The 26,136-nt window shown below is 56.6% G+C and carries 31 protein-coding genes, 1 tRNA gene and 1 pseudogene; 16 read left to right on the top strand and 17 right to left on the bottom strand.

Annotation, left to right across the window (positions count from 1 at the left end; genetic code table 11):
- Nucleotides 1-5: 5 nt before the first annotated feature.
- From DEALK_RS04305 to DEALK_RS04355, 13 genes and pseudogenes are all read right to left on the bottom strand, one after another.
- Nucleotides 6-1,034: a permease gene (locus tag DEALK_RS04305; protein ID WP_058439037.1), complete on the bottom strand. Its 1,029-nt coding sequence runs from the start codon at nucleotides 1,032-1,034 to the stop codon at nucleotides 6-8.
- Between the two features lie 149 nt (nucleotides 1,035-1,183).
- Nucleotides 1,184-2,944: an arsenical pump-driving ATPase gene (gene arsA, locus DEALK_RS04310; RefSeq protein ID WP_058440033.1), complete on the bottom strand. Its 1,761-nt coding sequence runs from the start codon at nucleotides 2,942-2,944 to the stop codon at nucleotides 1,184-1,186.
- A gap of 22 nt (nucleotides 2,945-2,966) precedes the next feature.
- Nucleotides 2,967-3,314 (bottom strand): arsenite efflux transporter metallochaperone ArsD, encoded by a 348-nt coding sequence (gene arsD / locus DEALK_RS10465; protein ID WP_058440034.1) that lies wholly within the window; start codon nucleotides 3,312-3,314, stop codon nucleotides 2,967-2,969.
- A gap of 120 nt (nucleotides 3,315-3,434) precedes the next feature.
- Nucleotides 3,435-3,788, bottom strand: a pseudogene (locus DEALK_RS10470) (DUF2703 domain-containing protein); the annotation flags it as partial.
- Nucleotides 3,789-4,014: 226 nt separating this feature from the next.
- A complete protein-coding gene (locus DEALK_RS10125; protein ID WP_165802728.1) occupies nucleotides 4,015-4,158 on the bottom strand; it encodes an FmdB family zinc ribbon protein in 144 nt (47 codons plus the stop codon).
- A gap of 1 nt (nucleotide 4,159) precedes the next feature.
- Nucleotides 4,160-4,384, bottom strand: a complete 225-nt coding sequence (locus DEALK_RS04320; RefSeq protein ID WP_058439039.1) for a hypothetical protein — start codon at nucleotides 4,382-4,384, stop codon at nucleotides 4,160-4,162.
- Between the two features lie 132 nt (nucleotides 4,385-4,516).
- A complete protein-coding gene (arsB, locus tag DEALK_RS04325; protein WP_058439041.1) occupies nucleotides 4,517-5,593 on the bottom strand; it encodes an ACR3 family arsenite efflux transporter in 1,077 nt (358 codons plus the stop codon).
- Complete coding sequence (locus DEALK_RS04330) at nucleotides 5,593-6,069, bottom strand: universal stress protein (protein ID WP_058439043.1); 477 nt, start codon at nucleotides 6,067-6,069, stop codon at nucleotides 5,593-5,595. Before DEALK_RS04330 ends, arsB begins: the two co-directional genes overlap by 1 nt.
- Before the next feature lie 19 nt (nucleotides 6,070-6,088).
- Nucleotides 6,089-6,781: a cytochrome c biogenesis CcdA family protein gene (locus DEALK_RS04335; RefSeq protein ID WP_058439045.1), complete on the bottom strand. Its 693-nt coding sequence runs from the start codon at nucleotides 6,779-6,781 to the stop codon at nucleotides 6,089-6,091.
- Nucleotides 6,781-7,173, bottom strand: coding sequence for a thioredoxin family protein (locus DEALK_RS04340; protein WP_065128820.1), 393 nt, complete (start codon nucleotides 7,171-7,173; stop codon nucleotides 6,781-6,783). Before DEALK_RS04340 ends, DEALK_RS04335 begins: the two co-directional genes overlap by 1 nt.
- Before the next feature lie 11 nt (nucleotides 7,174-7,184).
- Nucleotides 7,185-7,754 (bottom strand): permease, encoded by a 570-nt coding sequence (locus DEALK_RS04345; RefSeq protein ID WP_058439049.1) that lies wholly within the window; start codon nucleotides 7,752-7,754, stop codon nucleotides 7,185-7,187.
- Entirely contained in the window at nucleotides 7,751-8,233 is a 483-nt protein-coding gene (locus DEALK_RS04350; RefSeq protein WP_058439051.1) for a permease, read from the bottom strand. Before DEALK_RS04350 ends, DEALK_RS04345 begins: the two co-directional genes overlap by 4 nt.
- A gap of 19 nt (nucleotides 8,234-8,252) precedes the next feature.
- Nucleotides 8,253-8,657, bottom strand: a complete 405-nt coding sequence (locus tag DEALK_RS04355) for an ArsR/SmtB family transcription factor (RefSeq protein WP_058439054.1) — start codon at nucleotides 8,655-8,657, stop codon at nucleotides 8,253-8,255.
- A gap of 414 nt (nucleotides 8,658-9,071) precedes the next feature.
- Here DEALK_RS04355 and DEALK_RS04360 point away from each other — a divergent pair, with 414 nt between their 5' ends.
- The 6 genes from DEALK_RS04360 to DEALK_RS04385 are packed head-to-tail and all read left to right on the top strand — an operon-like array spanning nucleotide 9,072 to nucleotide 13,965.
- The gene (locus tag DEALK_RS04360) at nucleotides 9,072-9,467 is read left to right on the top strand and encodes a Rieske (2Fe-2S) protein (RefSeq protein WP_058439055.1); all 396 of its coding nucleotides are present in this window, start codon (nucleotides 9,072-9,074) and stop codon (nucleotides 9,465-9,467) included.
- A gap of 9 nt (nucleotides 9,468-9,476) precedes the next feature.
- A complete protein-coding gene (locus DEALK_RS04365) occupies nucleotides 9,477-10,190 on the top strand; it encodes a hypothetical protein (RefSeq protein WP_133240204.1) in 714 nt (237 codons plus the stop codon).
- A 42-nt stretch (nucleotides 10,191-10,232) separates the two neighbouring features.
- Nucleotides 10,233-11,051, top strand: coding sequence for a 16S rRNA (cytidine(1402)-2'-O)-methyltransferase (gene rsmI, locus DEALK_RS04370; protein WP_083496344.1), 819 nt, complete (start codon nucleotides 10,233-10,235; stop codon nucleotides 11,049-11,051).
- Nucleotides 11,052-11,086: 35 nt separating this feature from the next.
- On the top strand, nucleotides 11,087-11,302 hold the full coding sequence (locus DEALK_RS04375) for a hypothetical protein (RefSeq protein WP_058439059.1): 216 nt from the start codon (nucleotides 11,087-11,089) through the stop codon (nucleotides 11,300-11,302).
- Nucleotides 11,303-11,305: 3 nt separating this feature from the next.
- Nucleotides 11,306-12,982 (top strand): methionine--tRNA ligase, encoded by a 1,677-nt coding sequence (metG, locus tag DEALK_RS04380; protein ID WP_058439061.1) that lies wholly within the window; start codon nucleotides 11,306-11,308, stop codon nucleotides 12,980-12,982.
- 11 nt (nucleotides 12,983-12,993) lie between these two features.
- The gene (locus DEALK_RS04385) at nucleotides 12,994-13,965 is read left to right on the top strand and encodes a polyprenyl synthetase family protein (protein ID WP_058439063.1); all 972 of its coding nucleotides are present in this window, start codon (nucleotides 12,994-12,996) and stop codon (nucleotides 13,963-13,965) included.
- Between the two features lie 152 nt (nucleotides 13,966-14,117).
- Here the strand turns inward: DEALK_RS04385 and ftsH are convergent, their stop codons facing one another.
- From ftsH to DEALK_RS09935, 3 genes are all read right to left on the bottom strand, one after another.
- Nucleotides 14,118-16,070 carry an ATP-dependent zinc metalloprotease FtsH gene (ftsH, locus tag DEALK_RS04390; protein ID WP_058439065.1) on the bottom strand — a complete coding sequence of 651 codons (1,953 nt, stop codon included), beginning with the start codon at nucleotides 16,068-16,070 and terminating at the stop codon, nucleotides 14,118-14,120.
- A 59-nt stretch (nucleotides 16,071-16,129) separates the two neighbouring features.
- Nucleotides 16,130-16,966, bottom strand: coding sequence for a TIM barrel protein (locus tag DEALK_RS04395; protein WP_058439067.1), 837 nt, complete (start codon nucleotides 16,964-16,966; stop codon nucleotides 16,130-16,132).
- A gap of 499 nt (nucleotides 16,967-17,465) precedes the next feature.
- Nucleotides 17,466-17,801: a hypothetical protein gene (locus tag DEALK_RS09935; RefSeq protein ID WP_133240205.1), complete on the bottom strand. Its 336-nt coding sequence runs from the start codon at nucleotides 17,799-17,801 to the stop codon at nucleotides 17,466-17,468.
- Between the two features lie 530 nt (nucleotides 17,802-18,331).
- On the opposite strand from DEALK_RS09935, the gene DEALK_RS04410 reads away from it, so the two are divergent.
- The 7 genes from DEALK_RS04410 (at nucleotide 18,332) to DEALK_RS04440 (ending at nucleotide 24,193) form a co-directional block, all read left to right on the top strand.
- On the top strand, nucleotides 18,332-18,982 hold the full coding sequence (locus DEALK_RS04410) for a PD-(D/E)XK nuclease family protein (protein WP_058439073.1): 651 nt from the start codon (nucleotides 18,332-18,334) through the stop codon (nucleotides 18,980-18,982).
- A gap of 205 nt (nucleotides 18,983-19,187) precedes the next feature.
- Nucleotides 19,188-20,177 (top strand): thiamine-phosphate kinase, encoded by a 990-nt coding sequence (gene thiL / locus DEALK_RS04415; protein ID WP_058439075.1) that lies wholly within the window; start codon nucleotides 19,188-19,190, stop codon nucleotides 20,175-20,177.
- A gap of 74 nt (nucleotides 20,178-20,251) precedes the next feature.
- The gene (gene tsaE / locus DEALK_RS04420; RefSeq protein WP_058439077.1) at nucleotides 20,252-20,734 is read left to right on the top strand and encodes a tRNA (adenosine(37)-N6)-threonylcarbamoyltransferase complex ATPase subunit type 1 TsaE; all 483 of its coding nucleotides are present in this window, start codon (nucleotides 20,252-20,254) and stop codon (nucleotides 20,732-20,734) included.
- Nucleotides 20,731-22,095: a tRNA (adenosine(37)-N6)-threonylcarbamoyltransferase complex dimerization subunit type 1 TsaB gene (tsaB, locus tag DEALK_RS04425; RefSeq protein WP_058439079.1), complete on the top strand. Its 1,365-nt coding sequence runs from the start codon at nucleotides 20,731-20,733 to the stop codon at nucleotides 22,093-22,095. The genes tsaE and tsaB overlap by 4 nt, the downstream gene beginning before the upstream one ends.
- A gap of 76 nt (nucleotides 22,096-22,171) precedes the next feature.
- Complete coding sequence (gene ndk / locus DEALK_RS04430; RefSeq protein ID WP_058439081.1) at nucleotides 22,172-22,591, top strand: nucleoside-diphosphate kinase; 420 nt, start codon at nucleotides 22,172-22,174, stop codon at nucleotides 22,589-22,591.
- A gap of 95 nt (nucleotides 22,592-22,686) precedes the next feature.
- Nucleotides 22,687-23,571, top strand: a complete 885-nt coding sequence (locus DEALK_RS04435) for a diacylglycerol/lipid kinase family protein (protein ID WP_058439083.1) — start codon at nucleotides 22,687-22,689, stop codon at nucleotides 23,569-23,571.
- Nucleotides 23,572-23,608: 37 nt separating this feature from the next.
- On the top strand, nucleotides 23,609-24,193 hold the full coding sequence (locus DEALK_RS04440) for a YkgJ family cysteine cluster protein (RefSeq protein ID WP_058439085.1): 585 nt from the start codon (nucleotides 23,609-23,611) through the stop codon (nucleotides 24,191-24,193).
- A gap of 12 nt (nucleotides 24,194-24,205) precedes the next feature.
- Here the strand turns inward: DEALK_RS04440 and rsfS are convergent, their stop codons facing one another.
- The gene (rsfS, locus tag DEALK_RS04445) at nucleotides 24,206-24,580 is read right to left on the bottom strand and encodes a ribosome silencing factor (RefSeq protein ID WP_058439087.1); all 375 of its coding nucleotides are present in this window, start codon (nucleotides 24,578-24,580) and stop codon (nucleotides 24,206-24,208) included.
- Nucleotides 24,581-24,655: 75 nt separating this feature from the next.
- Between rsfS and DEALK_RS04450 the strand changes: the two genes are divergently transcribed.
- From DEALK_RS04450 to DEALK_RS04460, 3 genes are all read left to right on the top strand, one after another.
- The gene (locus DEALK_RS04450; protein ID WP_058439089.1) at nucleotides 24,656-24,853 is read left to right on the top strand and encodes a hypothetical protein; all 198 of its coding nucleotides are present in this window, start codon (nucleotides 24,656-24,658) and stop codon (nucleotides 24,851-24,853) included.
- 90 nt (nucleotides 24,854-24,943) lie between these two features.
- A tRNA-Ser gene (locus DEALK_RS04455) sits at nucleotides 24,944-25,035 on the top strand.
- A gap of 199 nt (nucleotides 25,036-25,234) precedes the next feature.
- Complete coding sequence (locus tag DEALK_RS04460) at nucleotides 25,235-25,975, top strand: hypothetical protein (protein WP_058439091.1); 741 nt, start codon at nucleotides 25,235-25,237, stop codon at nucleotides 25,973-25,975.
- Nucleotides 25,976-26,136: the final 161 nt, after the last annotated feature.

Below are 26,136 nucleotides of genomic sequence, written 5' to 3' on the forward strand. Positions count from 1 at the left end.
TCCGTTTAAAGCATTCCAAATATCAGTCCCGCTAACGTAGATGATACTACTACGAGGCAAATATAGGTAAAAGCCCGTTTATTGCCCATGATCTTGCGAATGACCAGCATGCTGGGCAGCGATAACGCGGGTCCGGCCAGCAACAGCGCCAGCGCAGGGCCTTTGTCCATGCCCAGTTCTAAAAAGGCCTTGAGAATCGGCACTTCGGTCAGGGTGGCGAAGTACATCAACGCGCCGAAAACCGAGGCGAGCGCATTCGATATAATATTGCTGCTGCCTACGGCGCCGGTGATGATGTCCGCGGGAATGACCTCCTTGATGACCCCGGCCAGGAAGACGCCGCCGATCAGCCACGGGAAGATGAGTTTTACGAAAGCCCAGGTTTCCCGAAGCCAGTGTTTGATCTCATCAACATTGAAAAAGCGCCAAAGCACGACTCCCAGCGTGGCCAATAAGATGACAGTTGCCGGCCAGTTTGCCGTGGAGGCGAAGATGAGTATACCGACCAGTGTGCCGAAAAAGAGAAGCGTCTGCCACAAAGGCCTGGAATCTCCGCCATCGGCGGTAAAAAGTTCGGGATTCGGTTGGGATTCATGGTCCTTGCGGAAAAAGTAGGCCATGATCAACCCGATGACGATAGCCAGCGATACCGCGGCGACAGCCCTGGCTAAGCCGATATCCCAGCCAAGTAGGCGGGCTGAATAGACGATCGCCAGAATGTTGATGGCCGGGCCTGAGAACAGGAAGGTGGTTGCCGGACCGATGCCGCCGCCGCGTTTGTAGATGCCGGCAAATAACGGCAATACGGTACAGGAACAAACGGCCAGGATGCTGCCTGAAACTGAGGCGACGCCGTAGCTTAGAAACTTGTTGGCTTGCGGTCCGAAATACTTGAGAACGGCCGGCGCCGAGATGAACACTGCGACGCCACCAGCGATGAAGAAGGCGGGTACCAAACAGGTGAGCACGTGCGCCGACAGATAGTCAAAGAGAGCGGCGACACCGCTGGAGAACAGGTTTAATACGAAATCCACTTATATTTTCCTTTACCGGCAGCCAATAGAATATATGCATATATGCGCATATTCTATATTCTATTGGAAAGCCTGTCAACACCACATATCATGGTCTTGCGCCAATTGGCTCACAAGGAAGCACCAGTATGGTTAACTGGAGGTCAGGGTTATTCCACCATATCCGCATATTTCCCTATGTTTTGGATCGACGAGTCTTGAAGCCAGGGGATCACCACAAAATTTTCACTGCTTATCTCTTTGACCCTATCGATCCAAGGTTTTTCAGCTTCAGCCCGGGCGACGAGCATCGGATCGAGCGTATCGGTCAACGACAAGCTTTGGTTGATCACCCACCATCGGTTAGTGATACCGGCGCGGCACAGATCCTCCCGCAGGCGCTGCGCTTCAAAGACCGGGGTCGCCTCGGGCAGGGTGACGATGATGATTTCCGTCTGTTTTTCATCACGCAACCTGGGCAGCAGCCTTCGGACTGAAACGGGGACTTCTCCTTTGGTTCGCTGCACCTCGCGGTGGTAGCTCTGGGTAGAGTCCAGAAGTAAAAGGGTATGCCCCGTCGGCGCGGTGTCGATAATCACTACTTCGTTCTCGGCCCGGTCGACGATCTCGGCAAAAGCCCGGAACACGGCGATTTCCTGAGTGCAGGGGGAACGCAGGTCCTCCTCAACGTATGCTATATCTGCCTCACACATGGTTTCGCGGGCTTTAGTCAAGACCTCGGTCTGGTAGTTCAATAATTCTCGCTGCTCATCGATCCGGCTTAAGGTAATGTTTTCGGTCTTTGCGATGACGTGCCTCAGGTTGTCAGCCGGGTCGGTCGAAGTCAGGTGCACCTTCACCCCTTTTTCGGCTAACGCCAGGGCGACAGCGGCGGCGACCGCCGTTTTACCTACGCCGCCTTTACCCATGGTGAAAATGACCCTCTTACTAGTCCGATGCAGGTCGTCGACTAAGTCGGCCAGGGGTCTCAATGCCGGAAGTTGGTTTTTTGGCTGGCTGCTGCGATAGGCATCATCCTGGAAAAAAGCCCTGATTCGATCGAGACCGATGATATTATAAGACCGGAGCGGTACGGTGAAGGTGCGGAAATCCCGCAGCTGCAGCGACATTTCGTCGAGTGCTCGCCGTTGCTTGGCAAGAATACTCTGGGACACCGTGTCCGAGGCTGTACTCAATACGCCGTTAATAATCAGTATCTGATTATTGATACCCAGATCACGGAGTTCAAGGCTGGTACGCCCGACTTCGATCAAGGGGAGTTCTTCCGGCCGAGACACCAGCACCAGGGTCGTTTTGGCTCCATCGGCAAGATTTAATACGGTGTCTTTGTATATCCCTTTTTTGGCTTCAAGTCCTGCAAGTTGACCTAAGCAAGATGCGCCATGGGTGCTTTCACTGATGAAATTACTCCAGGCAGAAGGCAGTTGCAGCATGCGAAGGGTATGACCGGTAGGTGCGGTGTCGAAGATGATGTGGTCGTACCGGGCGCCGATCTCCCGATCGGTGATGAACTTTGAGAACTGATCGAATGCGGCGATCTCTACGGTGCAGGAGCCGGAAAGTTGCTCCTCCATGTTGGCGATGACGCTTTCCGGCAACTTGCCACGATACGGCGCGACGACCGATTCCCTGTAGTGGCGGGCGGCCTCCACCGGGTCAAGATTGGCCGCTACCAGTCCCGGTACGCCTTCGATGGATACGCCTTTGCCATCGAGGGCGGTATCGAAGACATCCTGCAGATTGGATGCCGGGTCGGTACTTATTAAAAGTACCTTTTTGCCCCTGTCAGCCAAGTTCACGGCAACGGCGCAAGCGATTGAAGTTTTACCCACTCCGCCTTTACCTGTGAAGAACAGGTACTTGGTTGGATTGAGTTTGTCCAGGGTGAATGGTTCCGACCCGGTCGTGATCACTTTAAAACTCCCCTTTTTGTCAGCAACATCCGCTGCGTTTCGGCGGTTTAACGGTCTCCAATTTCGTCTTCAGCCAACCCGTGAACTCTTGGTCGGTGGGGTAGGATTTTGTTTTTACCACTTCGCCATTAAGCAGGGTGACAGGCAAGACCCCGGCCCCCTCTTTTTCCAGAAGGTCGCTGACCACCGGGTTGGAGATGAAGCGCTGGGTATCGGTTGAAAGACCGTACCTCTGGACGATGATCCCCTTCTCTTTAAAGCTATTGATAGTTGTTGCCACTCTCATCAGTTCCGGGTCAATTGACGGGCCGCAAACTCCGGTTGAGCAGCACATAGCGGGGTCATAAATCTCAATTTCCTTCGCCATGAGGCCTTGTTTCTTGTTATCGAAGTACCGCTGCAAATTGACCGGCAGTTCTTCAAGGGGAGCCGGAACAAGCGGTGGCATCTGATCAATATTCAACATTGCTTCCATGATTGCTTCGATCAACAATGGAAGCGGAACGGAAGAGAAAACCTGGCCACGGTAATGCCACTCACGACAATCAACAATGGTTTCATTTTCAGTAAGATCTCCACAAGACTCACAAACAGATTCATGAATATCCTGATCGATATCCCGACCGTTGAGCCTGATGGTCGGCGAGCTTACCAAAGCATTCAACTTTGCTTCGGCCGCAGTTTGTACAACAATCTCATGGTGACGTAATTCAATCCCCAGGGCATCGGCCGCTGGCTCAAGGATTTGGACCGCCGTTTTGAGTTCGTCTCCGGTCGGCACGCATCGTTTACAGGTTTCCAGGTCGATGACCAACAGATCGATGTTTAATACCTTCTCCATCTGCTGTTTTCCCTTGTTCCCTTTCGGACCAGCTTCAGGTTTGGTACCACATCCGCAATTTATTCCATTCACCGGTTTACAACAGTCCAATTATTCTTTCTCCCGTTTTAGATTTAGCGCTAGCCAATGGCAATCAATTCATTCAATTTACGCCAGCAGCTTCCATCATGAAAACATTTCAACCGCAGCAACCAGCCTCGCCGTCCACCGGACGGCAGGATAACGATCAGACTGGCCCGTCGGTATTTGCCAGGGCCCCAAAGACCTGTACCAGGTTGACACTGCCGCAGACCAGGCAGGTCGCTTCGACTTCTTCGTCAGCGTCTGTTTCGACCTGTTCGCCGCAGTCTAAACACTTGTAGGTATCCAATCTACTTTGCCTCTGTTCTTTTCCTGAGCTCCCGCTCCAGGACCGTCACTATCTGGGAAGGATAGATGGTAGCCATGCATACGGGCTTACCATTCAAGGTGATTATGGGTAACGCGCCGATACCGTAGGTATTGAAAGCCTTGATGACCGGGGCGAATTTCTCGTCTTCGGTGTCGATCTCCTGGATGTCGACAACTTCCGCTGGCTCCTTCAGTACTTTCTCCACGGCCGCTTTGATCGCTTCAATCGTCTCCGACGATTGCCCCTTGGGCCCTCAGCAGCTTGACTGGGGACCGCAGGGATTGCTTTCAGGGAATACGACGATGGCGGCTTTAAGATTGTCCATGTTTTCTCCTTTCTATTTGTACACAATTTCGAAGGGTTTATCGAAATAGCGCCGCTTGAAGTAGAGCGCTACGTTGACCAGGATGATAAGCGCCGGCACTTCGATCAGAGGCCCGATTACAGTGGCGAAGGCTTCGCCGGAATGCAGGCCGAAGATGGCGATAGCCACAGCGATAGCTAGCTCGAAATCATTGGAGGCCGCGGTGAATGATACGGCAGTCGTCTGTGGGTAGGTCGCCCCCATCTTGCGGGCGATGAAAAAGGTTGCGAACCACATGATGCCGAAATATAGCGCTAACGGCAAGGCGATACGGGCCACATCCAGCGGCAATGCGATGATGTTCTCGCCTTTGAGCGAGAACATGACGATGATCGTGAATAGAAGAGCCGCCGGAGTGATGTAGCTGATTTTGGGCAGATACGATTTTTCCAGCCACTCTTTGCCTTTAACTTTGATCAGGGCGTACCGGCTTATAACACCGGCGATCAACGGTATGCCAAGAAAGATGAATACCACTCGGGCGGACTCAGCGATCGAGATTGACGCCGATATCTCTTCAACCAAGCCTAATTTGGGCAGGAGGAACGAAATAAAGATGAAGATATAGACGGCATACAGAAGCATTTGGAACAGGGCGTTGAAAGCCACCATGCCTACCGCTAACTCCCGGTCGCCTTTGGCCAGGTCGTTCCAGACGATGACCATAGCGATGCACCGGGCCAGCCCGACCAGGATGAGGCCTACCATATACTCCGGCATATCGCGTAAGAACAGGATAGCCAGGCCGAACATCACCAAAGGGCCAATAATCCAGTTCTGTACAAGTGAAAAAGCCAGCAGTTTCAGGTTTTTGAGCACTTTTGGCAGCTGATCGTAATTAACTTTGGTCAGCGGCGGATACATCATCAGGATGAGACCTATGGCGATGGGAATGGATATGGCCCCAGCCTGGAGGGAAGTGATGGCCTCGGTGACGCCGGGGGCTATCTGCCCCATCAGAATACCGAAACCCATAGCTAGGAATATCCATAACGTTAGGAACCGCTCCAGAATGGGAAGCTTGGCGGCGATGGATTTTCCTTGGTTCATCAAACGTGTCCTCCCTGACGGGTGTCCCTTTTGATTATCAGCACCGGCTGACAACTACGCTTGATGACTCCTTCCGATACGGAGCCTAAGATGGTCTCCTGCAGATTGCTTTTACCCGTCGAACCGATCACGATTACCGAGACCGCTTCGTCTTCGGCCGTTTTCAGTATTTCGGCTAAAGGATTGCCTTCACGTACAATACCTTTGGCGCTGAAACCGGCTGTCTTCAATTCATTGACAATATTCCGTACGTTCTCCAGGTGTTCATTCTCGAGGCGCTTGAACTCCGTGTTGAGGTCGATAGGGTAGTTTCCGGTCACTCCGCCGAGAAGTGCTAAATTTCGGAGTTCTTTCCGGTCGAGAATATGCAATATCACCACCTCCTGCGCGCCGGCTGGTTTTAATTGTTTAATATATTCCAGTGCCCTCGTCGCAACCTCGGAGAAATCCGTTGGGTATAGAACCTTTCTGAACATCGATTTTCTCCTTCCAGCCCTAAATCCAAAACGTCAAAGCAAAATATATCCCGGCTCCGATCATGAGGACTCCCGCCGCTTTTTTGAAGTAAAGAGATATGTTCCCGATTCCTTTTGAAGCAAGAACTCTTTGAGCAAATCCCACCGAGATTCCAGCGCCAAGCACCAGCATCCAGTGTCCGAGCGCGTATGTTAGAAGAAGACCACTGCTGAAGGCAATATTGTCTTGAGCCGCCGCCATGACCAGGATCACCGCCAGTACCGGCGTAGCGCATGGCGAGGCAATAATGCCGAAGAAAAGGCCCATGAGCAACGCTCCCCACAGCGCTTTCTGTTCAGGCACTATCCTCTGGGGGATATTGATTGAGAAATTGAATACACCGAGAAGAAGCAGTCCCAGGACGATAGCCGCCGGCGGCAGCAGGTATTTCCAAAAGCCGCCGACATCGCCAAACAAACGCCCCAATGTCCCTGCCACGACTCCCAGTAGGGTGAAGGTGATGGTTAGACCAAGAACAAAAACCACAGAGTACTGCACGGCCTTGGTCCTGGAACCTTCGGCATAGCCGCCAACGTAACCGATGATAAGGGGTATCGTCGGTAGAACGCAGGGGCTGGCACTGGAAGCAATCCCTCCGGCGAAAGCAGCGGGAAATGCCAGCCAGCTTTGAGCCTGGATAGTCTCGCCAAGCCCGCTTAGTAATCCTTCCATCAGGTCAGCCCCAAACTCCTCAGTTGCACTAATATCGAACTCAGCGACCAGACCCCGACATGACGGGTGACTTCCTTGCCGCTCGAATCGAAGACGATCTGGGTCGGGATTCCCAGGATACCGTATTGTTGAGTCAGCGCTTTTTGCTCGTATACATCGATAATGACCACGTTGAGTTGGCTATCGTACATGTTAGCCAGGTCTTCCAGTATCGGTTTCATCTCCCTGCAAGGTATACAACTATTCGATCCGAATTCAGCCAGGGTTATTTTTCCGTTTGACAGCGCCGCTGGTAATGCGATTGTGATCGGTGCCGGCTCAGGGGTCTTTTGGCAGGCAACGGGTAAAGCCAGGATTCCAAGGGCAAGCAATACTGCCAACAGGTGTCTCATCTTAAGCAGCCTCACGCCCTATTTGGCACTTTCGCCCCGGCTGGAACAGCCTCGCCCGGGTTCAACACCTCGAAGTTCTTGCTTTCGAGGTATTTTTCCATGAGCAGGCCGATGCCGATGAACAAAGGCAGGGAGATGAGCGTTCTCGCCAGTGTGAATTCCAATCCGAGGTAACCGATCTCAATGCCCAGCATGGGCAACTTCATCGAAGAGAAAGCCCCTAGGTAGATAAAGATGTTGCGGACGCTGGTGCCCTTTTTATAAAGGACATAGGCCACGGGGAAGGCGCCGTACAGTGGCCCGGCTTGGAGCATGGCCAATAGTACAACAAGGAACATCCCCTTGATCCCTGACTCCTTGCCGAGGTGCTTCTGGATCTGTTCCTTAGGCACCCAGACATCGAACAAGCCAACAATGATAAACAGGAAGGGTACGAACGATAGTAGTTCGAAGACCGACACTCGGAAATTGGTGAACACCGTCTTGCCCGGGTCAAAGCCGATGGCGAAAGATAATAAGGTGGCGACAGCAAAGGCGGCTAACCATACGTACGGCTGATACCTTTTGGCGAACTTTTTCACAGAATGACTCCGATCGCCAGGCCGATGATGATGGCGGCGAAGAAATTGAGGACATTTCGGGCGATGGCGGCCCGGCGGCCGAGATACTGGATCTCCAATGGCAGGGTAACGATTCCGACCATGATCAGCGTGGTCATCAACGTAGCAACCACGGCATAGCTAGCCCCCTGCTGGAGCAAGCCGGCGGCAATCGGGTAGGAGATGAACGGCGGGATAAAGGCGATTGAACCGACGATCGCGGCGATGAAGAAGCCGCCAACGCCTGATCCTGCGCCGAGGTATTCCTCGATGGCGCTGGGCGGAATGGCGAACAAGGCAATGCTGACGATGATCAGGATATTCAGAAGAGGCAAGAGAATCCGCTTGAACATCTGCCAGCCCCTCTTGAAGCCAGCCATAGTTTTCTCTTTGTCGAGAAAAAAGGAAACTGCCGACACTGCGACGGCCACGGAAATGAAGATGAGAGCGTTACTGCTCAAGCGGGCTCCTTAAGTTTGTTTAATTTCGGGAGTCGATAACCTGAGATTCGGGGCGAGAGACAGCGCTGGTTACAACAGCTTTACTTCCCTGAGGGCAAAGCCGGGAGCTTTCTCTAAGTCGCCGGCGATCTTCGACGGCCAATGTAGTGCCCGAAAGAGACGCTTCGGCGGCGGATATTATTAGCCGGCGAAAGTCGTTATTGATCATCGGTGAAAGATAATATATCGTCCAAAGTCCTTCACGCCGCTGTTCGAGCAGTCCCGCTTCATAGAGTTGCGATAGATTTCGTGAGGCTCTCGTCTGTGAGATGCCTAACGCCTGCATCACCTCGCATACGCAACACTCGCGTTCAATAATCAAATTGAGGATGCGCAGCCTGGTCTCATCAGACAGCGCCTTGAAAATCCTGATTAGCTCCTTCATATATCACCTGCTTATATGCGAATGTATGCATATTAACAGGTAGATAAGTATACGTCAAATAAAAACTGATATAAGGTACAACCACTCCCATTGGCTCCGGGCCTCGTCGGAAAGTTGCGTTACGAAATCCGTGGAGGTTGTCGATACCAGAGAATGCCCGGAGATCGAAGTGGATACATCAATCGGCGGCGCCAGGATGGTGAGCGTCCCCAGCACTACCAATAGTTTTATTCTGAGCTTATGCTGAGCATGGCGGCAATCATACCGCTATGATAAGATAATGCGCGAGAGATGTTGCGCGAGCCATTCAGATAAACCGCTAACAATCCTGCTAACCAATTTTCAAACGGGCAGCGTTTTTACGATTGCAGGAGGTTCGAATCCTGTCGCTGGCTCCACCGGTCAGGAGGTCATATGAGTATCTTTAAAGCTATTCTGGGTATCTGTGAAACCAAACCGCTGGCCGAGGCGGCCTGGGAGAGAAGAGACGGCAAGGTCACGATAGATCTCAAGGCGGCGCCGCAGCTAGCGGCCAAAGGCGGGGGAGTCTATTTGAGAGGCAAGGGACTGACTAAACCGGTCTTGGTGGTCCGCGGAGACGACAACAAGCTTTACGCCTACGAAAACAGCTGTACTCATGGCCACCGTAAGATAGACCCGGTGCCCGGGGAAGGCAAACTTAAGTGCTGCAGCGTCAACCATTCCACTTTCAGCTACGACGGCAAGCCGCTGTCCGGCCCGGCGAAACATGACATCAAGCGCTATGAGGTCAGGGAGAACGGCGGCCGGCTCGAGATTAAGATCGTATAGGATAAGATGATGGCTAACCGATTCAGCGAGGAACTTGATAAGATCGCCCGCGGCAGCCGGCCGCAGATGGGTTTCGGCAAGTACGCACAGGCCGCCAAACCTCGCCTCTTCATCATGGCTGAGGCCTCGGGCATGGTCAAGGGCACCGTTGTGCCCGGCGTGGATGCCGTGGTCGTGGCGGCGCCCTGCCGCTGCGAGTTTGACAAATCCGCCATTCTTCGCGGGTGCGCCGTCGGCCGGGAGACGGAGCATACCGGCTGCGACTTCATCGTTCTCGACCTCGACGGATCAATCGTCGACACCGCTGATGATATGGCGCGGCTGTTTCGGATCTGCGGCGACCTCTCCGACGGCCAACTACGAGCGCTGGGCGGCCTTGACGCCGCGGCTTTCATCGCCGAAGCCGAGCTGGGCGAGAGCCTGGTCTACCGCGATCTTCTCTTCGTCCAGCGTCTGACCGACCTGTGCGGCAAGCCGCTTCTGCTGCGGTTGCCGGTAATATATAATAAGGCTGAACTCCAGGCGCTGTGGGATCGAGGCATCACCGGCATCGTCGTTGACGCCAACAAGATCGATACCGCCGCCCTCAGGAATGTTGTCGACGAACTTGAGCCAAAAAAACGGGGCAAGGAACGGGCGGCGGCTATCGTGTCCAACCCGCCGCCTGCCGCAGCCCAGTCAACTGAAGCCGAACCGGATTTAGAGCCCGACGAAGCCGAATAATTTGCCCGCCGTATCTCCCTGCTGCCCGGGCCGGAGGTAACCGTGCCGACGCTCTACGTGGTGGCCACGCCTATCGGCAACCTCGAAGATATCACCGTCCGCGCCATGCGGGTGCTCAAAGATGCCAGCCTCATCGCCGCCGAGGACACCCGCCACACCCTGAAGCTTCTAAACGCATTGGGCATCAAAACAGCGCTGACCAGCTATTACGAGCATAACAAGCTGTCCAAGCTGGATTACATCCTCGGCCAGCTCGAAAAAGGTGATGTGGCGCTGGTATCGGACGCCGGCACGCCAGGTATCGCCGATCCGGGGGCCGAGCTGATCGCCGCGGCTATCGGCCGAGGTTTCCGGGTAGAAGCGGTGCCGGGCCCTTCGGCGGTCATGGCGGCGCTTTCGGTATCCGGCCTGCCCACTGCGGAGTTCAGGTTCGTCGCCTTCCTGCCGAGAAAGGCCGGAGAGCGCTTAGCAGTGCTGGCAAGGCTGGTGTCTGATCCGGCGACGCTGATCCTTCTGGAGGCGCCGCACCGGCTGCGGGCGACGCTCGCAGCCCTGATCGAGTCGCTAGGCGACCGCAAAGCGGCCGTCTGCCGCGAGCTGACCAAGCTTCACGAGGAGGTCTTCCGCGGCCGGTTGTCGGAAGCACTCGGACATTTCACCGAGCCTCGAGGAGAGTTTGTCCTGGTGATCGAAGGCGCGAAAGCTGCCGAGCGACAGCCGGTACTCGACGAGGCCGTCATTGACCGGCTGCGGCTGATGAAAGGGAGTGGAATTACCGCCAGGGACGCGGTCGACGAAGTGGCATCGGACACGGGCCTGCCGCGCAAGCAAATCTACGGTGCTTGGCTTAAATTGGGCTAAACGTTTATAATACAGGGATATTTTCGGAGGACATAATGCGACGCGGATGTATTTCATTGGGCAATATCAAATGTGACGTTTGCGGCCGGATCGTCGGCTACCCCGAACGCTACCTGGTGGTGGATGAGAAGGACGGCGAGGAAGTGCCCAAGGGTAACTCGGTGCGCTACTGCGTGGAGTGCGCTCTGACCAAGGGCTACGCCCACTACCGGGATGAGAAGGGCGAACGTACGCTAACTTTCCTGCCGTAAGATATGTCGGAACGCATCTTTATCGGCGTGGCCTGGCCTTACGCCAACAACCGCCTGCACCTGGGGCACGTGGCCGGGGCTTACCTGCCCCCGGACATTTTCGCCCGGTATCATCGGACCAAGGGCAACGAAGTGCTGATGGTCTCCGGATCCGATCAGCACGGCACGCCGGTAACCATCAGGGCCGAGGCCGAGGGCAAGTCCCCGGCTGAGGTGGCGGCCTTCTTTCACCAGAAATTCGTGGATAGCTGGGCAGCCCTGGGCATCACCTTCGACCTTTACACCAACACCGGCACAGCCAACCACGCCGCGGTGGTCCAGGATATTTTTCTGAGGCTGCTCGACAAAGACTATCTCTACAAGGATACCGTATCGCAGCCGTACTGCACCAAGTGCAAGCGGTTCCTGCCCGACCGATATGTCGAAGGTGTCTGCCCGTCGTGCAAGCTGCCCGGCGCCCGAGGCGACCAGTGCGATGCCTGCGGCAAGCCGATGAACCCGGCCGACCTGCTGAATGCCTGTTGCAAGCTGTGCGGCACGCCGCCGGAATTCCGGCAGACGGAGCATTTCTTTCTGAGGCTATCGGCCTTCCAGCAACCGCTGCTTGAGTGGGTCAATCAAAATGTTGACCACTGGCGACCCAACGTCCAGCGTTTCACCCGGCGCTACCTCGAAGAGGGCTTACGCGACCGGGCCATCACCCGGGACATCACCTGGGGCATCCCGGTGCCGCTGCCGGGTTATGAAGATAAGCGCATCTATGTCTGGTTCGAGGCGGTCATCGGCTATCTTTCAGCCAGTAAGGAATGGGCCCAGGGAACGGGCGACCCAGAGGCGTGGCGGAAGTTCTGGCAGGAAGAGTGCAGGAGCTATTACTTCATCGGCAAGGATAACATTCCCTTCCATACCATCATCTGGCCGGCCATGCTCATGGGCTACGGAGGATTGAACCTGCCTTACGACGTGCCATCGAACGAGTTTTTGACTGTCGAAGCGCAGAAGTTATCCAAGAGCAAGAATATCGCCATCTGGCTGGAAGACTTCCTCTCCCGCTACCGGCCCGACGCGTTACGCTACGTTCTATCGGTCAACATGCCTGATACGTCGGATACAGATTTCTCCTGGCGCGAGTTCGTCCGGCGCAACAACGATGAGCTGGTGGCTACCTACGGCAACCTGGTCAACCGGGTGCTTTCCATGCTCCAGCGCCATTTCGAGGGAAAAGCGCCGCAGCCAGGCGATCTCGATGAACGGTCGGCGGGTATCATCGACCGGACTGAAGAAACGCTCCGGACAATGGACGAACTGCTCTATGCCTGCCGTTTCAAGGAAGCTATCAAGACGGCTATGGCCCTGGCCGCCGAGGCCAACCGCTACCTTGATGAGAAATCACCCTGGAAGGCGGTCAAGACTGAAAAGAACGCTGCGGCTGCGGCGCTGTATACCGCGCTCTGTGTCATCTCCGGCCTGCGTACCGCTTTCTATCCCTTCTTGCCATTCAGTTCGGAGAAGCTGCATCGGTTTCTGGGCTTTGACGGCAGCGTCGAGGCCGACGGCTGGAAGCTGCGGCGTCCGGCCCCGGGCGCACAGCTGAATCCGCCGGAAGCTCTCTTCATCAAACTTGATGATTCGATCGTTGACGAAGAGATGTCACGCCTCGGCCTGATGCCGCCTAAGTAGCGAGTGACGATTTGGATCTGAAGACACTTTATGCTCCGGTTGCCCGAGACCTGGCCGATGTCGAGACCAACTTCAACGAGCTGGCCGACTACTGGAAAGCCGAGTTTCCCGAGCTTCACGATATGCTGCGCCATATCCTGGTCGGCGGCAAAATTCTCCGGCCGGCACTGACCTTCATGGCCGGACGCTGCATTGACGGGCAGTCGAAAAAGATACTCAATATGGCCACCGCCAACGAACTGATGCACATAGCAACGCTGGTCCACGATGACGCCATAGACCGGGCCGACACCCGGCGGGGGCGGCTGACAGTGAACAAGCTTTGGGGGACCGAAAAAGCCATCCTGTTGGGCGACTTTCTTTTCGCCCGGGCCAGCGAGTTCGCCGCCTCGACCGACAACCTGCGGGTTACCAAACTCTTTTCCCAGACGCTGGGCATCATCGCCGTGGGAGAGCTGCGGCAGGCGCGCGATATCTATTCATCGGACCAGGGAATGGAGAAATACCTGCAGCGCATCGCCGGCAAGACAGCGGCTCTCCTCAAAATGTCAGCGGAGTCAGGCGCCATACTGGCCGGCGGAAATGAGGCGCAGATTGAGGCTCTGGCCGGATACGGTTACAACTTAGGCATGGCTTTCCAGATCGTCGACGACATCCTGGATTTCATCGGCACCGAGGCCGAACTTGGCAAGCCGGTGGGCTCCGACTTGCGGCAGGGCACGGTGACGCTGCCGGCACTGCTTTTAATCCAAAAACACCCGAGCGACAATCCGGTATCAGACTTTTTAGCCGGCAAAGACCGGGAAGGCAATATCGCCCGGGCAATCAAATTGATAAAATCCGAAGGTTTGATCGAAGAGAGCTACAAGCTGGCGGAGAGCTTCTCCGGCAAGGCGATCAGCCTTCTCGAAGGCCTGCCCGACAACGCCTGCCGCCGCGGCCTCTCGGCGCTGGCTGATTATCTGGTGCGGCGGCGGAATTAGACCGCTGCCCAGGGGGAGATTAGCCGTTCTTTCACCGGGCACGGCCCAGTTCTCTACCAGGCAGGACTGAACGACCGGTGGCGTATCGGTAGAACGTTATTTGAAAAAAGGCGCCCCTTCGGAAAGGGGCGCCTTTTTTACTTACGGACCGGTCAGGCGGGGGCGAAACCGGGGGCGGCGGTACCGGGTTCGGCTGGTTTCTCCTTCGCCTTAAGTGTCGGTTCGGCCTGTTTTTCCACCGCAGGTTCGATTGTTTTCACCGCGGCTGGAGCGGCGGGTGGCGGCGAGCCGGGCGGCGGCAGAGGCTCGGTGAATAGTTTTTCCAGGCCGTCGCCTTCCAGGGTTTCCTCGGCCATCAGGTGTTCGGCGATGTATTGCAAACGGGCTTTGTTATCCACCAGAATGGTGCGCGCGGTCTGGTAAGCGGTTTGAATGATGGATTCGACTTCCTGGTCAATGAGATCGGCGGTTTTTTCACCGTAGTCGCGCTGTTCGTGAATTTCCTTGCCCAGGAAGACCATCTCTTCCTTGCTGCCGAAGGTGCGCGGCCCGAGTTTTTCGCTCATGCCGTAGGAGGTGACCATCTTCTTGGCCAGGTTGGTGGCTTCTTTGAAATCCTGGGAAGCGCCGGTGGACATCTCGCCGAACATGATCTCCTCGGCAATGCGGCCACCCATGGAGATGGCGATCTTGGCCTTGAACTGGGAATCGGTGGCGATATAGCGGTCCTCGGCGGGCAGCTGCTTGGTGTAGCCGCCGGCCATGCCGCGGGCAACGATGGTGATTTTGTGCACCGGGTCGGCGTGGGGCAGCATCCGGGCTACCAGGGCGTGACCGGCCTCATGATAGGCGGTGATCTCTTTCTCATGCGCCGAGACTTTACGGCTTTTACGCTCCGGTCCGGCGATGACCCGGTCGATCGACTCCTCGAGGTCTGACATCTCGACGGCTTTTTTATCGGCGCGGGCGGCTAAAATGGCGGCCTCGTTCATCAGGTTGGAAAGATCGGCGCCGGAGAAACCGATGGTTTGCTTGGCCAGGTTCTCCAGGTTGACATCGTCCGCCAGGGGTTTGCCCTTGGCGTGGATCTTGAGGATGGCCAGGCGCCCGTTCAGGTCAGGCATGTCCAGCACCACCCGCCGGTCGAAGCGGCCGGGCCGCAGCAACGCCGGGTCGAGGACATCCGGGCGGTTGGTGGCGGCGATGACGATGATGGTGGTATTAGCCTCAAAGCCGTCCATTTCCACCAGGATCTGGTTAAGTGTTTGTTCGCGCTCATCGTGACTGCCGCCCAAGCCGGCGCCGCGCTGGCGGCCGACGGCGTCGATCTCATCGATGAAAATAATGCACGGGGCGTTGCGTTTGGCCTGCTCGAACAGGTCGCGGACGCGGGAGGCGCCGACGCCGACGAACATCTCCACGAACTCCGAACCGGAAATGGAGAAGAAGGGCACGCCGGCCTCGCCGGCGATGGCCCGGGCGAGCAGCGTCTTGCCGGTGCCGGGGTAGCCGATTAAAAGGACGCCCTTGGGAATGCGGGCGCCGAGGGCCTGGAACTTCTCGCGTGATTTCAAAAACTCGACGATTTCCTGGACTTCCTGCTTGGCTTCGTCAACGCCGGCCACGTTTTCGAAGGTGGTCGTCGGCTTATCCACGTTGAAGAGCTTGGCCCGGGAGCGGCCGAAGCTCATAGCCTGGTTATTGGCGCCGCGCGCCTGGCTGAACAGGAAGATTATCATGCCGCCGATGAATAGTATCGGGATGAGGTTGATCAGGATCGAACCCCAGTCGAAGCCGGAGGAACCCTTGATATTAACCTCAGCGACGCTGCTTAGGTCGATGCCGGGGATGTCGTAGATCGAGGTCAATTGCTCCTTATAGGTGAAAAGTTCCCTGGGCGGGTTGTCCCGGGTGATGAAGTCTATGCGTTCACCTTCGACGGTGATCTCAGAGACGTTATTTGCCTGGGTTTCGGCGACGAGGACGCTCTGCGCCACCTCCTCGGGCTGGTCCTGGGTATTGGGGAGGAGGATGGCGAAGATAATGATGCTGGCGACCAGCATGACGACATAGGCAATGGTGGTGCGCTTCCAGTTAAATTTCATGTTGCCTCAAACCGGAATCTAAACTTTGAAAAAAGTTTACAGAATATTATACCAAAGCATTATACTTTTGGCGACAAATCACGGAAAACGCTTTGCAGCAGCAGGGCGTCTTCCTCGATATTGGGGCTTTCACAGATGAGCAAGCCGCCGGCTTTGACGTCGGCGAGAGCTTGCAGCAGTTCTTCGTAGCGAAAGTCCGACTCCTGGAGGTTGAGATGCCGCCGCTCGCCGCTGCCGCGGTATTCGATCCCAGAGACGTGAAGGTGGAGATCGTCAAGGGATTCCCTGCCCAGCGCCTCCCCAAGCCGCTCCAGCACCTCCGCGAATTCGGCGTAGGAGTTGTACCGGCCGGTGGCGGCGTGGAGGTGGGCGAAATCCACCGCCGGGGCGACGCCTGACAGTTCCTTAGACAGGCGGATGATCTCGGCCAGATTCCCAAACTGGGAGGTCTTGCCCGCCAGTTCCGGCCGCAGGGTAATTTTCACCGCCTCGTCGCGCAACTTGCCCAGGACTGTTTCGATTTCGGCCTTGATGGCGTCGTAAACCGTCTCCGGGGAGTCCTTCAAATAGTAGCCGGCATGAAAAACGATAGTCTCGGCTCCGGCGGCGGCGGCCATCCGGGCGGCATGGTGCAGCACGCCCCCGGCCTGGCGCCGGCGCGTTTCATCGGCGTGGTTCAGGTTCAGGTAGTAGGGCGCGTGGCAGGACAGCCTCAGGCCGAGTTTCCTGGCGACATAGGCCACCGGCGCGGCGGTTTTGTCCTTCAGGTAGACACCTCGGACAAACTCGATCTCCATACTCGAGAGACCAAGTTCAGCGACGCGCTTGAGGCCGGCCACGGTGTCGCCGGTGGCTTTGGTGGAGGCCGGGATACCGGCGGTGCCGAAGCGAAGCATATCCAAGTATATCAGCTTTCAGATGTATCCTATCAGGCAAGTCCCAGCATTCCGCCGGAAAGACCATATTCGAAAACGACTGGAACGACTCCTGTCGCCCTGGTGGAGACTTCGATGATTTGATTTTTGTTTCGTCCAATATACAAAAAGTGTGAAACGATTCTTCTCCGAAGACGTTCAGTTTCAACGTAAGATTCGTTTTTGGAAACGAATGATACCCGAGAGCGATTCAGCCCGCTAAGAAGCCAATATCTGGAAGCGATGCATTCCATGGTAGCCTAACCTTCACCACGCTGACACTTCCGGCACAGGCCTGAGACCTGACTTGGGAGGCAATGAATATAGCACAAAAGTTCATATCACTGTCAAGCGTTTCGTGTCGTTTTTGGTGGGGGAAGAAAAATATTTCCTGTCAAGTGGTCTTGCCATAGCCCATTACTAAACATGTTTGAAAGGAGGGGGAGCTTGAGCTTACACATGTGCATTGAGATGTTAATGGCTAAAAGGGTTTTCTGTGAGTTGATATATACAACGTGAAGCTGCCAAAAAAATATAACGCAGCTAAGACGACAAGTGTAAATTTGAACGAACGAGCAAAATCGAAAGGAGCGAACGCGATAAACACCAATACAGCTAAAATAATGGCAGATAACGCAACTGCCGGTTCACTCAAATCCCGGGGGTGGCGAAATACCCCGACAAAGAAAGTCACGCTGATCAAAAAGAATGACAGAGCCAAGGGAAAACCTATTGCCATCAATACTACGGACGTTATGAGGCTGGAGGTTGCCATCAACACATATCCAACGGCTGATAAACTTTTAGAGTACTTCATTTTACTTTCGCTAACCACTGGATTGCTGAACTTCCATTGTCGGGTCAACGCACAATGTATTGTACACTAACGATCAAGACCATGATTTCATCCAAGATGCACAGCAAGAGATCATGACGATTTCATTCGAGGATTAACCAACAATCCTTGCGGAGTATGCCATTGAGGCACGCAGTTTTCAGTGTTACAATTTGTCGGCAATGTCCGAGATCGTAGTCATCATCGTCGGTGAAGTTCTGATAATCGGGATATCGGCCGTTATGGTATTCCGCAACGGGAAAGCGATAACGGGGGTCCAGCGGCTCGGCAGATTTATTATTTACTTCCTCACGATTAACGTAATGCTAATCGTTATAATGTTCACAGTAGACAAAATCGCTCTTCAATTAAACTAAGGCAAAGGCTTTATTTGTCGGGATGAATGACTCCCGATGGCGAGGCATACCTTGCCCACAACGCTTACCCTCACCGTCTTATCCCTCTCCCACTCGGGGAGAGGGAGGTTGGAGAGTTAGTGATATAATCCGGCTATGACCGTCGCCCGTCCCGGTTTGTACGTCTGGGTGACCTGGCTTGCCAAGCTGATGGCCGGCGAGGTCCAGTGCCACTGGGCGGCTTATTTCCGCGCCCGGTACATGGGCTACGCTAAGGCGCCGTCCGATTTCCAGGCGGCGGCCTGGATGGTGGCCCACAACCAGTGCCTTGACGAATTGTGCCGGGAATACTCAGAGGCGGCGGCGGTATTCAGGGAAGACCAGAACCAGTTTCGCGTTACCCGCAAAAGCGGTACCGTCGTTTCCGGCAAACCGGACGTTATCGCCCTCGATGCCGGCGGCGGGGCGACGGTGTACGACATCAAAACCGGCGCGCCGAGGCATTCAGACATTATCCAGGTGATGCTCTACATGCTGATGCTGCCTTACGGCTCTCCGGTATACAAGGGCAAGAAGATCTCCGGCTGCGTGGTCTACCATGACTCCAGGACGCCGATTCCGGCATCGGCAATCGATAAAGAGTTTCAGGATCGGGTGACCTATTTCCTCAACATCCTGGAGGCTCAAGAGCCGCCGCGGCGAACGCCATCCGCCGCGGAGTGCCGGTATTGCGACCTGACGAGGGGCGACTGCCCTGAGAAAATCGAGCGGGAGGATGAGAGGGAGGGCGGGGAGTTGCCGTTTTAGACGAGCGACGGTGCCTGTTAAAGCCCGGAGATTATCGCCGTGCTCAGGATGATACCGAGGGGCCTGCACGATTTATCACGCCCAATATAGCCCAAACAGTAGATTACCGCGCCTTTCTTTCAGGGAAAGTCTCTTCGCAACGACCGAAGGCGATGGCATGCGTACGACACTTCCGGTAACGAACGATATGATATAATCCGGTGGTATGAAAGCTTCCAAAACGGGCGAATTCGGGTTGATCGACCGGATTATCGAAGAGATCAAAAAGGTCGAACCGGGGGACTGGGACAGCCTGATATCAGGTATCGGCGACGACGCCGCGCTCATTGAATTCAAGAGCAAATACCAGCTGGCGACGACTGACAGCCTGATCGAAGATATCCACTTTGAGATGAACTTCCTGGACTGGGAGGCGCTGGGCTGGAAGGCGCTGGCGGTCAATCTTTCCGACATCGCCGCCATGGGCGGGACGCCTAAATACGCGCTGGTATCGCTGAATCTGCCGGCCTCGACTGACTTCGACGACGTGGTCAGGCTTTACCGGGGGATGCTGCAACTGGCCAAAGCTTCAGGCACGATTATCTCCGGGGGCAACATCTCCCGCGCCGAAAAACTGGCGGTGCACGTCACCGCGGTGGGCGAGGCGGCCGGCAAATCCAAAACGCTGCTCCGCGGCGGGGCGCGGAACGGCGACCTGATCGCCGTCACCGGCATCCTAGGCGGGGCGGCGGCGGCGCTGGAGACGCCTTACCGATCGATTAACATCGACCGGCAGGATGCCGAGGCGCTTAAGAAAGCCTTCTGGCGGCCGCAGCCGCGGCTACAGGCAGGCAAAGTCATGGTCAAACACGGCATCCGCTGCGCCATCGATATCTCCGACGGGCTGCTGGCTGACCTGAGCCACATACTTGAGGCCAGCGGGACGGGGGCGAGGATTGAAGCCTCGAAGATTCCGGTTAACCCAGCCGCCGCCGCGACCTGCGGCACAAAGTCGCTGGAGTTGGCGCTTACCGGCGGCGAAGACTATGAACTACTCTTCACCGGCAAGTCTGGAGCTATAAAAAAGGTGGCCATTGACGCCGGCTGCCCGGTGACGGTCATCGGCAAGATGACCCGCCATGCCGGCAAACTGGAAGTGATAGACGGCCGAGGCCGCAGGATGAACTTCGAAGGCGGCGGGTGGCGGCATTTTTAGACCAGAACCACAGATTCTGAAGCATTTGGGCGGGTTTTTGACCCGCCCTTAGGATGTAAACGGGCGAATCAGGAATGAAATCGATCAGCATTGAATCGAAGACGGCAGCGGTGACGCGGAAGATCGGGCAGGCTATCGGCCAGGGGCTGCGGCCGGGAGACGTCATTCTTTTAGCCGGGCCTTTGGGCGCGGGCAAGACGACGCTGGTGCAAGGAATTGCCAAAGGGCTTGGGGTCATGGGCAGCGTCATGAGCCCGACCTTTGTGTTGATGCGGGAATTGGATGGACGCCTGAAGCTTTACCACCTGGACCTCTACCGCCTCGAAAAGATGCCCGAGATCGCCGACCTGGGGCTCGATGATTATCTCTTCGGCGAAGGGGTGACGGTGGTCGAGTGGGCCGACCGGGCGACGGCGCTGTGGCCGGAAGCCCATTTGCGCATCGACCTGGAATACGGGGAAGGCGCCAGGGGGCGGAGGCTGCGGGCTGAGGCGCATGGGGAACGATACCGCAAACTACTCGACAATTTGGCGGCCAAGTTCGGGGACTGGCGATGACGACGATTTTGGCCATAGACTGCGCCACCAGCCGCTCCGGGCTAGCCCTGGTTAAGGGCGGCGAGGTTATCGCTGAGACGTGCTGGTTGACCAGGCACAACCAGACGGTCGAGATGTACCCGAGGCTCGATGCCCTCCTGAAGGATGCGGGAATCGGCTTGAAAGAAATTGATGCCCTGGCCGTGACCAGGGGACCGGGCAGCTACAACGGGGTGCGGGTAGGGATGGCGGCGGCCAAAGGGTTTGCTTTCGCCCTGGGCAAGCCGCTGATCGGCGTGTCAACGCTGGAGGCTGAGGCGCGGCGGTTCATGGGCACGAACCGGCCGGTTACCGCAGTCCTGCCGCTCGGACACGATTATGCCGTCGCTGTTTTCGAGGAAATCGATGGTACCTGGAATAAAAGTATCGGCGAACAGGCGATGACAGCCGGCGGACTCATTGCCGCGCTTAAACCCCTAACTATTTTGACCGGGGATATCCCCGAACGCCTGATCTCAGCGCTGCGCGAGTCAGGAAACGATGCGGATATCGTCTGTGAGGCAGAGGTATCCCGGGCGGCGGCGCTGGGGCGGATAGCGAAAGAACGATTAGAAAGGGGCGAAACTGGCAGCGCCGCCTCGCTTCAGGCGCTGTACCTGCGGCGGCCGCAGGTAACGCCTCCCAGGACACCCAGGGACATGACCGGGGTGCCGGGCCGCGGTGTCATCTGGGATATGGACGGTGTTATAATCGACTCCGCCGACCTGCACTACCGGTCATGGAAGGACGCCCTGGAAAAGCGAGGCATCCAGATGAGCCGGGCGCAGTTCGACGAGACCTTCGGGCGGCGCAATGACGACATCATCGAACATGTCACCGGGAAGCGGCCGGCGGGCTCTGAAGTTGCGAGGATAGGCGGCGAAAAAGAAGACGCCTACCGGAAAATGGTGCGCGGCGGCGCCCGGTTTTTCCCGGGGGTGCTGGAACTGATGCGCTCTCTTAAAGAGGGCGGTTTCAGGCAGGCGATCGCCTCTTCGGCGCCGGCGGCCAACGTGGCGCTGATCATCGAAGAGATGAAACTCAGCCCGTTTATCGAAGCCGCCGTCGACGGATCACAGGTTTCCACGGGGAAGCCGGACCCGGAGGTCTTTATCAGGGCGGCATCAAAGCTGGGGCTGGAGGCCGGGGCTTGCCTGGTCATCGAAGACGCAGCGGCCGGAGTCGAGGCGGCGCGCCGGGCCGGCATGGCAGTCATTGCCGTATCCAATACGCTGCCGGCGGCGCGGCTGATGGCAGCCGATCTGGTGGTCGGTTCGCTCGAAGAAGTCGAAGCGGCGAGAGTGCTGGAACTGATCAATTCAAGAGCGGAAAGGCCAGCCTGAGAAAGTCGCCCCTGGAAAAAAGCCTTCGCCGTTCATCCGAAGGCTTCAGAATGACAGTATAATTTAAGGAGCATAGATGGAAAGAACCCTGGTACTGGTCAAACCCGACGCCGTGGCTAAAGGCTGTTCCGGCGCCATCCTGGCGAGGCTGGAGGCTACCGGCGCCAAGCTGGTGGCAGCCAAGATGCTGCAGATACCCAGAGCTTTAGCGGAAAAGCACTACGAGGCGCACCGGGCCAAGCCCTTTTTTGCCGGCGTGGTGGGTTTCATCACCTCCGGGCCGGTGGTGGCCGCGGTCTTTGAAGGCGAAGGCGCGGTGGCCAAAGTGCGCAAGGCTATGGGCGCCACCAACCCGGCCAACGCCGAGCCGGGCACTATCCGCAGGGATTTTGCCGAAAGCATCGAGCGGAACGCCGTTCACGGCTCTGATTCCCCGGAATCGGCGGCGATCGAGATCAGCCTGTATTTCAAACCCGAAGAAATTATCTCCCGCTGAAAGAAACGGGATAAAAACGGTTTCGGCGGAGGAAGCCCGCAGCTTCCTCCGCTTTTTAGCCGGAGACCGGAACGCTGCTATAATCATCCACAGAGATGAACGGTAAAGGCTACCTGGCGCTGGTGTCCAAAAAAGCCGGCGGCTTCCGCCCCGGGGTCTGCCGCCAGTTGACCCGCACCTTCAGCAGGGCGGGCATCCCGCTGCGGTTTCATTTTATCGAAGACGCGGCGCAGCTGGCGGCGGAGATGGACTGGGCCCTCGGCTCCGGCTACCGCGACTTCATAGCGGTGGGCGGCGACGGCACGGTCAGCCGGGTAGCCTCTTTTTTGTACGGCCATCCGCACCGGTTGGCTATCATTCCGGCCGGTACGGCCAACACCCTGGCGCGGTTGCTCAGAGTGCCGCTGACCACCGGCCGGGCGGTCAGGCTGGCCGCCTCATCGAACCGGACGAAAGCGGTTGACGGCATGGACGTCGGCGGCAGATTGTACCTCTTAAATGTCTCGACAGGGCTGTCTTCGGCATCGCTGGACTGTCTGGATGATAAAGAAAAGGCGGCGCTGGGCATGGCTTCTTACGTTGTCGGTGTGGCCAGGGCGACGCTGAAGACGTCGCCTCAGGACTACGAGGTCAGCATCGACGGGCGGCCTTCGGCTACCCGGGCGGTCGAGATCCATGTTACCAACAACGGCGTGCTGGCGACGCCGCAGTACCACCTCCACGAAGGCTCGCGCATCGACGACGGCAAGGTGGAGGTGCTGGGGTTGTCCCGGCTGTCTCCGACCACTGTCGCCGGGGCTGTCCTGGACGTGCTGCTGCGCCGGAAAAAGCGTGCCATCAGGCTTCTCGGCGAGGGGAGGGCAATCCGGATCTCCAGCGAGCCGAGGATGGCGGTCCAGGGCGACGGCGATATTATCGGCCCGACTCCGGTCACCATCCTGGTGCGGCCGCAGGCCATTAACTTTATCGTACCCGAATGAATACGCGAATTAACACCCGGTCGGAAGGCATCGCCGCATGAGTCCTGAAGATAAGGCAAGCGAATTTAATCTGGCTCCGGTGCTGGCGCTCATCGAGCAGAAGCGCAAGCGCCACGGGGAAAAATATCAGCGGTTTATCGGCGCAGTGGCGGCGCTGCTGCGGGCCGAGTTTCCGGAAGCATTTGGTAAAATGCCCGATGACCGGCTGAGTGAGATGATCGCATTTGTCGATGTCGTCGGCGAGGATTCCAAGGCGATGATGAAGCGCCTCAAGGAGGGTTGTGCCGGCTGCGGCTGGTGCTGCTCCCAGACCTCGGGCATTATTGTCTCCGCGGAGGACGCCGAGCGTATCAGCCGAGAGTTGAAGCAGAAGAAAGCCGACCTCTTTGTCTTCAGGGAGGGCGTCTGGTGGATCAAAGAAGCTCATCCGTGCCGCTGGTGGAATCCACGCAACGGGCGGTGCCGGATCTATAATATCAGACCGCAGACCTGCCGCAACTGGCCGACTATAGACAACCATGACGGCGTGGCTTGCCTGCAGCCGGTAGCTGAATGTGCCTACGCCGTCAGAGTGACGGCGGTCAAGGTGCTGGATCTGCTGGATCCGGCGAAACCGCGTTAGCGCTAGGAGCGGTTATTGAAGAGCCAGGACGGTTTTCGCCTGCGGCCACAGCCGGTCGAAATCGTATAGGGCGCGCTTCTCCGGAGTGAAGACATGCATCATCACCGGGCCGTAGTCAACGATCAGCCAGTCCTGGTCAGGTCCGAGACCTTCGGTATGCAGCGGGCGGACGCTTTCCTTCTTGAGCTTGTCCGAGACTTCATCCAGGATGGCTCGCGCCAGGCGGGTATTGTCTGCAGAGAGCACTACCTGGTAGTCGGTGATGGACGACAGGCCGCGTACGTCGGTGACGACGATATCGGCCCCCTGTTTTTCAGAGGCGATATCGGCGATGCGGCGGGCGATCTCAATAGTTTCCAGCGGGGTACCTCCAGCGTGGTCAGTCAACGTTCGTTTATTATATCATAGGGTACCCGGGACGAAGTACTGCGGTACACCCGCCCCGGAGAGGAGGCACTTCCTATGGTTTTTATGAGGGTTTGTGGCTTGATCCTGATAGTGGCGGCGATTATCTGCATGTTTGCCGCGGTTATCGCCGGCGATTCTGTGGCTTTATTCGTGGCAGCGCTGGTGAGCGGCGTAATCGGCAATATCCTGTTCTGGATGGCCAAACAGCGGCAAGGCCGAGATGAGTCCGACTCCGAAAGCGAGGCGCCGTAGGTGCGCTCCGGCGGCCCCTGGCGCCAACCCTAAAGCCCGCCGGTTGAGGCGCCCCGCCCTGTGTGGTATATTACAATCCTTGCCTTTCCCGGAGGGATCGCATAGTGGTCTAGTGCGGGCGCCTGCTAAGCGCTTGCCTCGGGTAACCGGGGTCGGGAGTTCGAATCTCCCTCCCTCCGCCAGCACATCCCGCTGCCATCAGCCTCTCCAATAAGTGCCAGGGTTGGCGTATCCATACTTCGCCCAGCTTTTTCACAGGAATCATAACCAGCCCGTTTCACGGTACTATTTTCTGCCGGATTCGGTACTAAAGGGGGATTGTGGCATTTCCGGTTGGGGGCTAGGATAGAGACGGTGACAGAAAGTTTGTTGGAGTAAGGTATGGTTAAGAAAAATGCTGAAAAAGTCGAAGACGCCAAAGAGGAAGAACTCGAGGCTGTTGAAGTGGTCCGGCCTCCGGCCAAGATAGATGTAACCGAGCTGATGAAGGCATCTACCGAAACGGGGCCTAAGCAAACTGAAGAAAAGACCGAACAGATCAATGTTGATGAGGTCGTTAAGGCAGTCGGCGGCGCCGAAGTCGCCGAGGCCATCAAAACCACAGATATTGAAGCCGCGGTCAAAAGCGGTCCATCGATGATCGAACAGATCGCTACCCAGGCGCGTTTAGAAGCCCAGCGGGCGTCGGAAGCGGCAATGAAAGAATACCGCAACCGCCTTCAAGGGATTCTGGCCGATTTGCAGCGTAACGTCCGAGATGAAGGTGCCCGGGTAGCCGACGAAATTTGTTCCGCTATTACCGAGAAGATACGGCGGGCGATGGCGGTCCAGACTGAAAAGAAAGCTCAGGCTATCGCCGATGAGTTGATCCTGAACTGGCAGATTGAAGCAGAAAGCTTCCCGCAGCACCTCTTCCCAGCCATCACCGGGATGCCGGAGGAGGCCGAGAAGCATAAAAGCGAAATGCCCCCGGTGAAAGCAACCGCCGAGTCCGCCAAAGCTGAGGCTCAGGATGAAACCGCCAGCGACGATTCAGTTGATGATGCCGAACTCCCGGATTCGAAAACGGTATTCGATTTCGCCTCGTTTATCTCCCGGTCAAAAACCCCGGTCAAGTCATAAACCTTCGCCCTCCCTGAGCACCGCCCTGCTCCGTCGGAGCAGGGCGGTTGCTTTTCTGCCGGATTGTCGCCGCCCGGTTCGACGTCTATAATGACGGCTGGTTTGTCTCGCAAGCTCCCTTAAACCGGTACCGTGCAAAAGGCGTTTTGGGTTATGGTGGT

Origin of the sequence: Dehalogenimonas alkenigignens (genome assembly GCF_001466665.1) — a bacterium.
In the GTDB taxonomy this organism is placed as follows: domain Bacteria; phylum Chloroflexota; class Dehalococcoidia; order Dehalococcoidales; family Dehalococcoidaceae; genus Dehalogenimonas; species Dehalogenimonas alkenigignens.

Coding starts and splice junctions, on each gene's coding strand:
- arsD (WP_058440034.1), bottom strand. CDS start 3,314: ATGGCGAAGGAAATTGAGATTTATGACCCCGCTATGTGCTGCTCAACC.
- arsB (WP_058439041.1), bottom strand. CDS start 5,593: ATGAACCAAGGAAAATCCATCGCCGCCAAGCTTCCCATTCTGGAGCGG.
- DEALK_RS04330 (WP_058439043.1), bottom strand. CDS start 6,069: ATGTTCAGAAAGGTTCTATACCCAACGGATTTCTCCGAGGTTGCGACG.
- DEALK_RS04335 (WP_058439045.1), bottom strand. CDS start 6,781: ATGGAAGGATTACTAAGCGGGCTTGGCGAGACTATCCAGGCTCAAAGC.
- DEALK_RS04340 (WP_065128820.1), bottom strand. CDS start 7,173: ATGAGACACCTGTTGGCAGTATTGCTTGCCCTTGGAATCCTGGCTTTA.
- DEALK_RS04355 (WP_058439054.1), bottom strand. CDS start 8,657: ATGAAGGAGCTAATCAGGATTTTCAAGGCGCTGTCTGATGAGACCAGG.
- DEALK_RS04360 (WP_058439055.1), top strand. CDS start 9,072: ATGAGTATCTTTAAAGCTATTCTGGGTATCTGTGAAACCAAACCGCTG.
- DEALK_RS04365 (WP_133240204.1), top strand. CDS start 9,477: ATGGCTAACCGATTCAGCGAGGAACTTGATAAGATCGCCCGCGGCAGC.
- DEALK_RS04375 (WP_058439059.1), top strand. CDS start 11,087: ATGCGACGCGGATGTATTTCATTGGGCAATATCAAATGTGACGTTTGC.
- metG (WP_058439061.1), top strand. CDS start 11,306: ATGTCGGAACGCATCTTTATCGGCGTGGCCTGGCCTTACGCCAACAAC.
- ftsH (WP_058439065.1), bottom strand. CDS start 16,070: ATGAAATTTAACTGGAAGCGCACCACCATTGCCTATGTCGTCATGCTG.
- DEALK_RS04395 (WP_058439067.1), bottom strand. CDS start 16,966: ATGCTTCGCTTCGGCACCGCCGGTATCCCGGCCTCCACCAAAGCCACC.
- DEALK_RS09935 (WP_133240205.1), bottom strand. CDS start 17,801: ATGAAGTACTCTAAAAGTTTATCAGCCGTTGGATATGTGTTGATGGCA.
- DEALK_RS04410 (WP_058439073.1), top strand. CDS start 18,332: ATGACCGTCGCCCGTCCCGGTTTGTACGTCTGGGTGACCTGGCTTGCC.
- thiL (WP_058439075.1), top strand. CDS start 19,188: ATGAAAGCTTCCAAAACGGGCGAATTCGGGTTGATCGACCGGATTATC.
- tsaE (WP_058439077.1), top strand. CDS start 20,252: ATGAAATCGATCAGCATTGAATCGAAGACGGCAGCGGTGACGCGGAAG.
- tsaB (WP_058439079.1), top strand. CDS start 20,731: ATGACGACGATTTTGGCCATAGACTGCGCCACCAGCCGCTCCGGGCTA.
- ndk (WP_058439081.1), top strand. CDS start 22,172: ATGGAAAGAACCCTGGTACTGGTCAAACCCGACGCCGTGGCTAAAGGC.
- DEALK_RS04435 (WP_058439083.1), top strand. CDS start 22,687: ATGAACGGTAAAGGCTACCTGGCGCTGGTGTCCAAAAAAGCCGGCGGC.
- DEALK_RS04440 (WP_058439085.1), top strand. CDS start 23,609: ATGAGTCCTGAAGATAAGGCAAGCGAATTTAATCTGGCTCCGGTGCTG.
- DEALK_RS04450 (WP_058439089.1), top strand. CDS start 24,656: ATGGTTTTTATGAGGGTTTGTGGCTTGATCCTGATAGTGGCGGCGATT.
- DEALK_RS04460 (WP_058439091.1), top strand. CDS start 25,235: ATGGTTAAGAAAAATGCTGAAAAAGTCGAAGACGCCAAAGAGGAAGAA.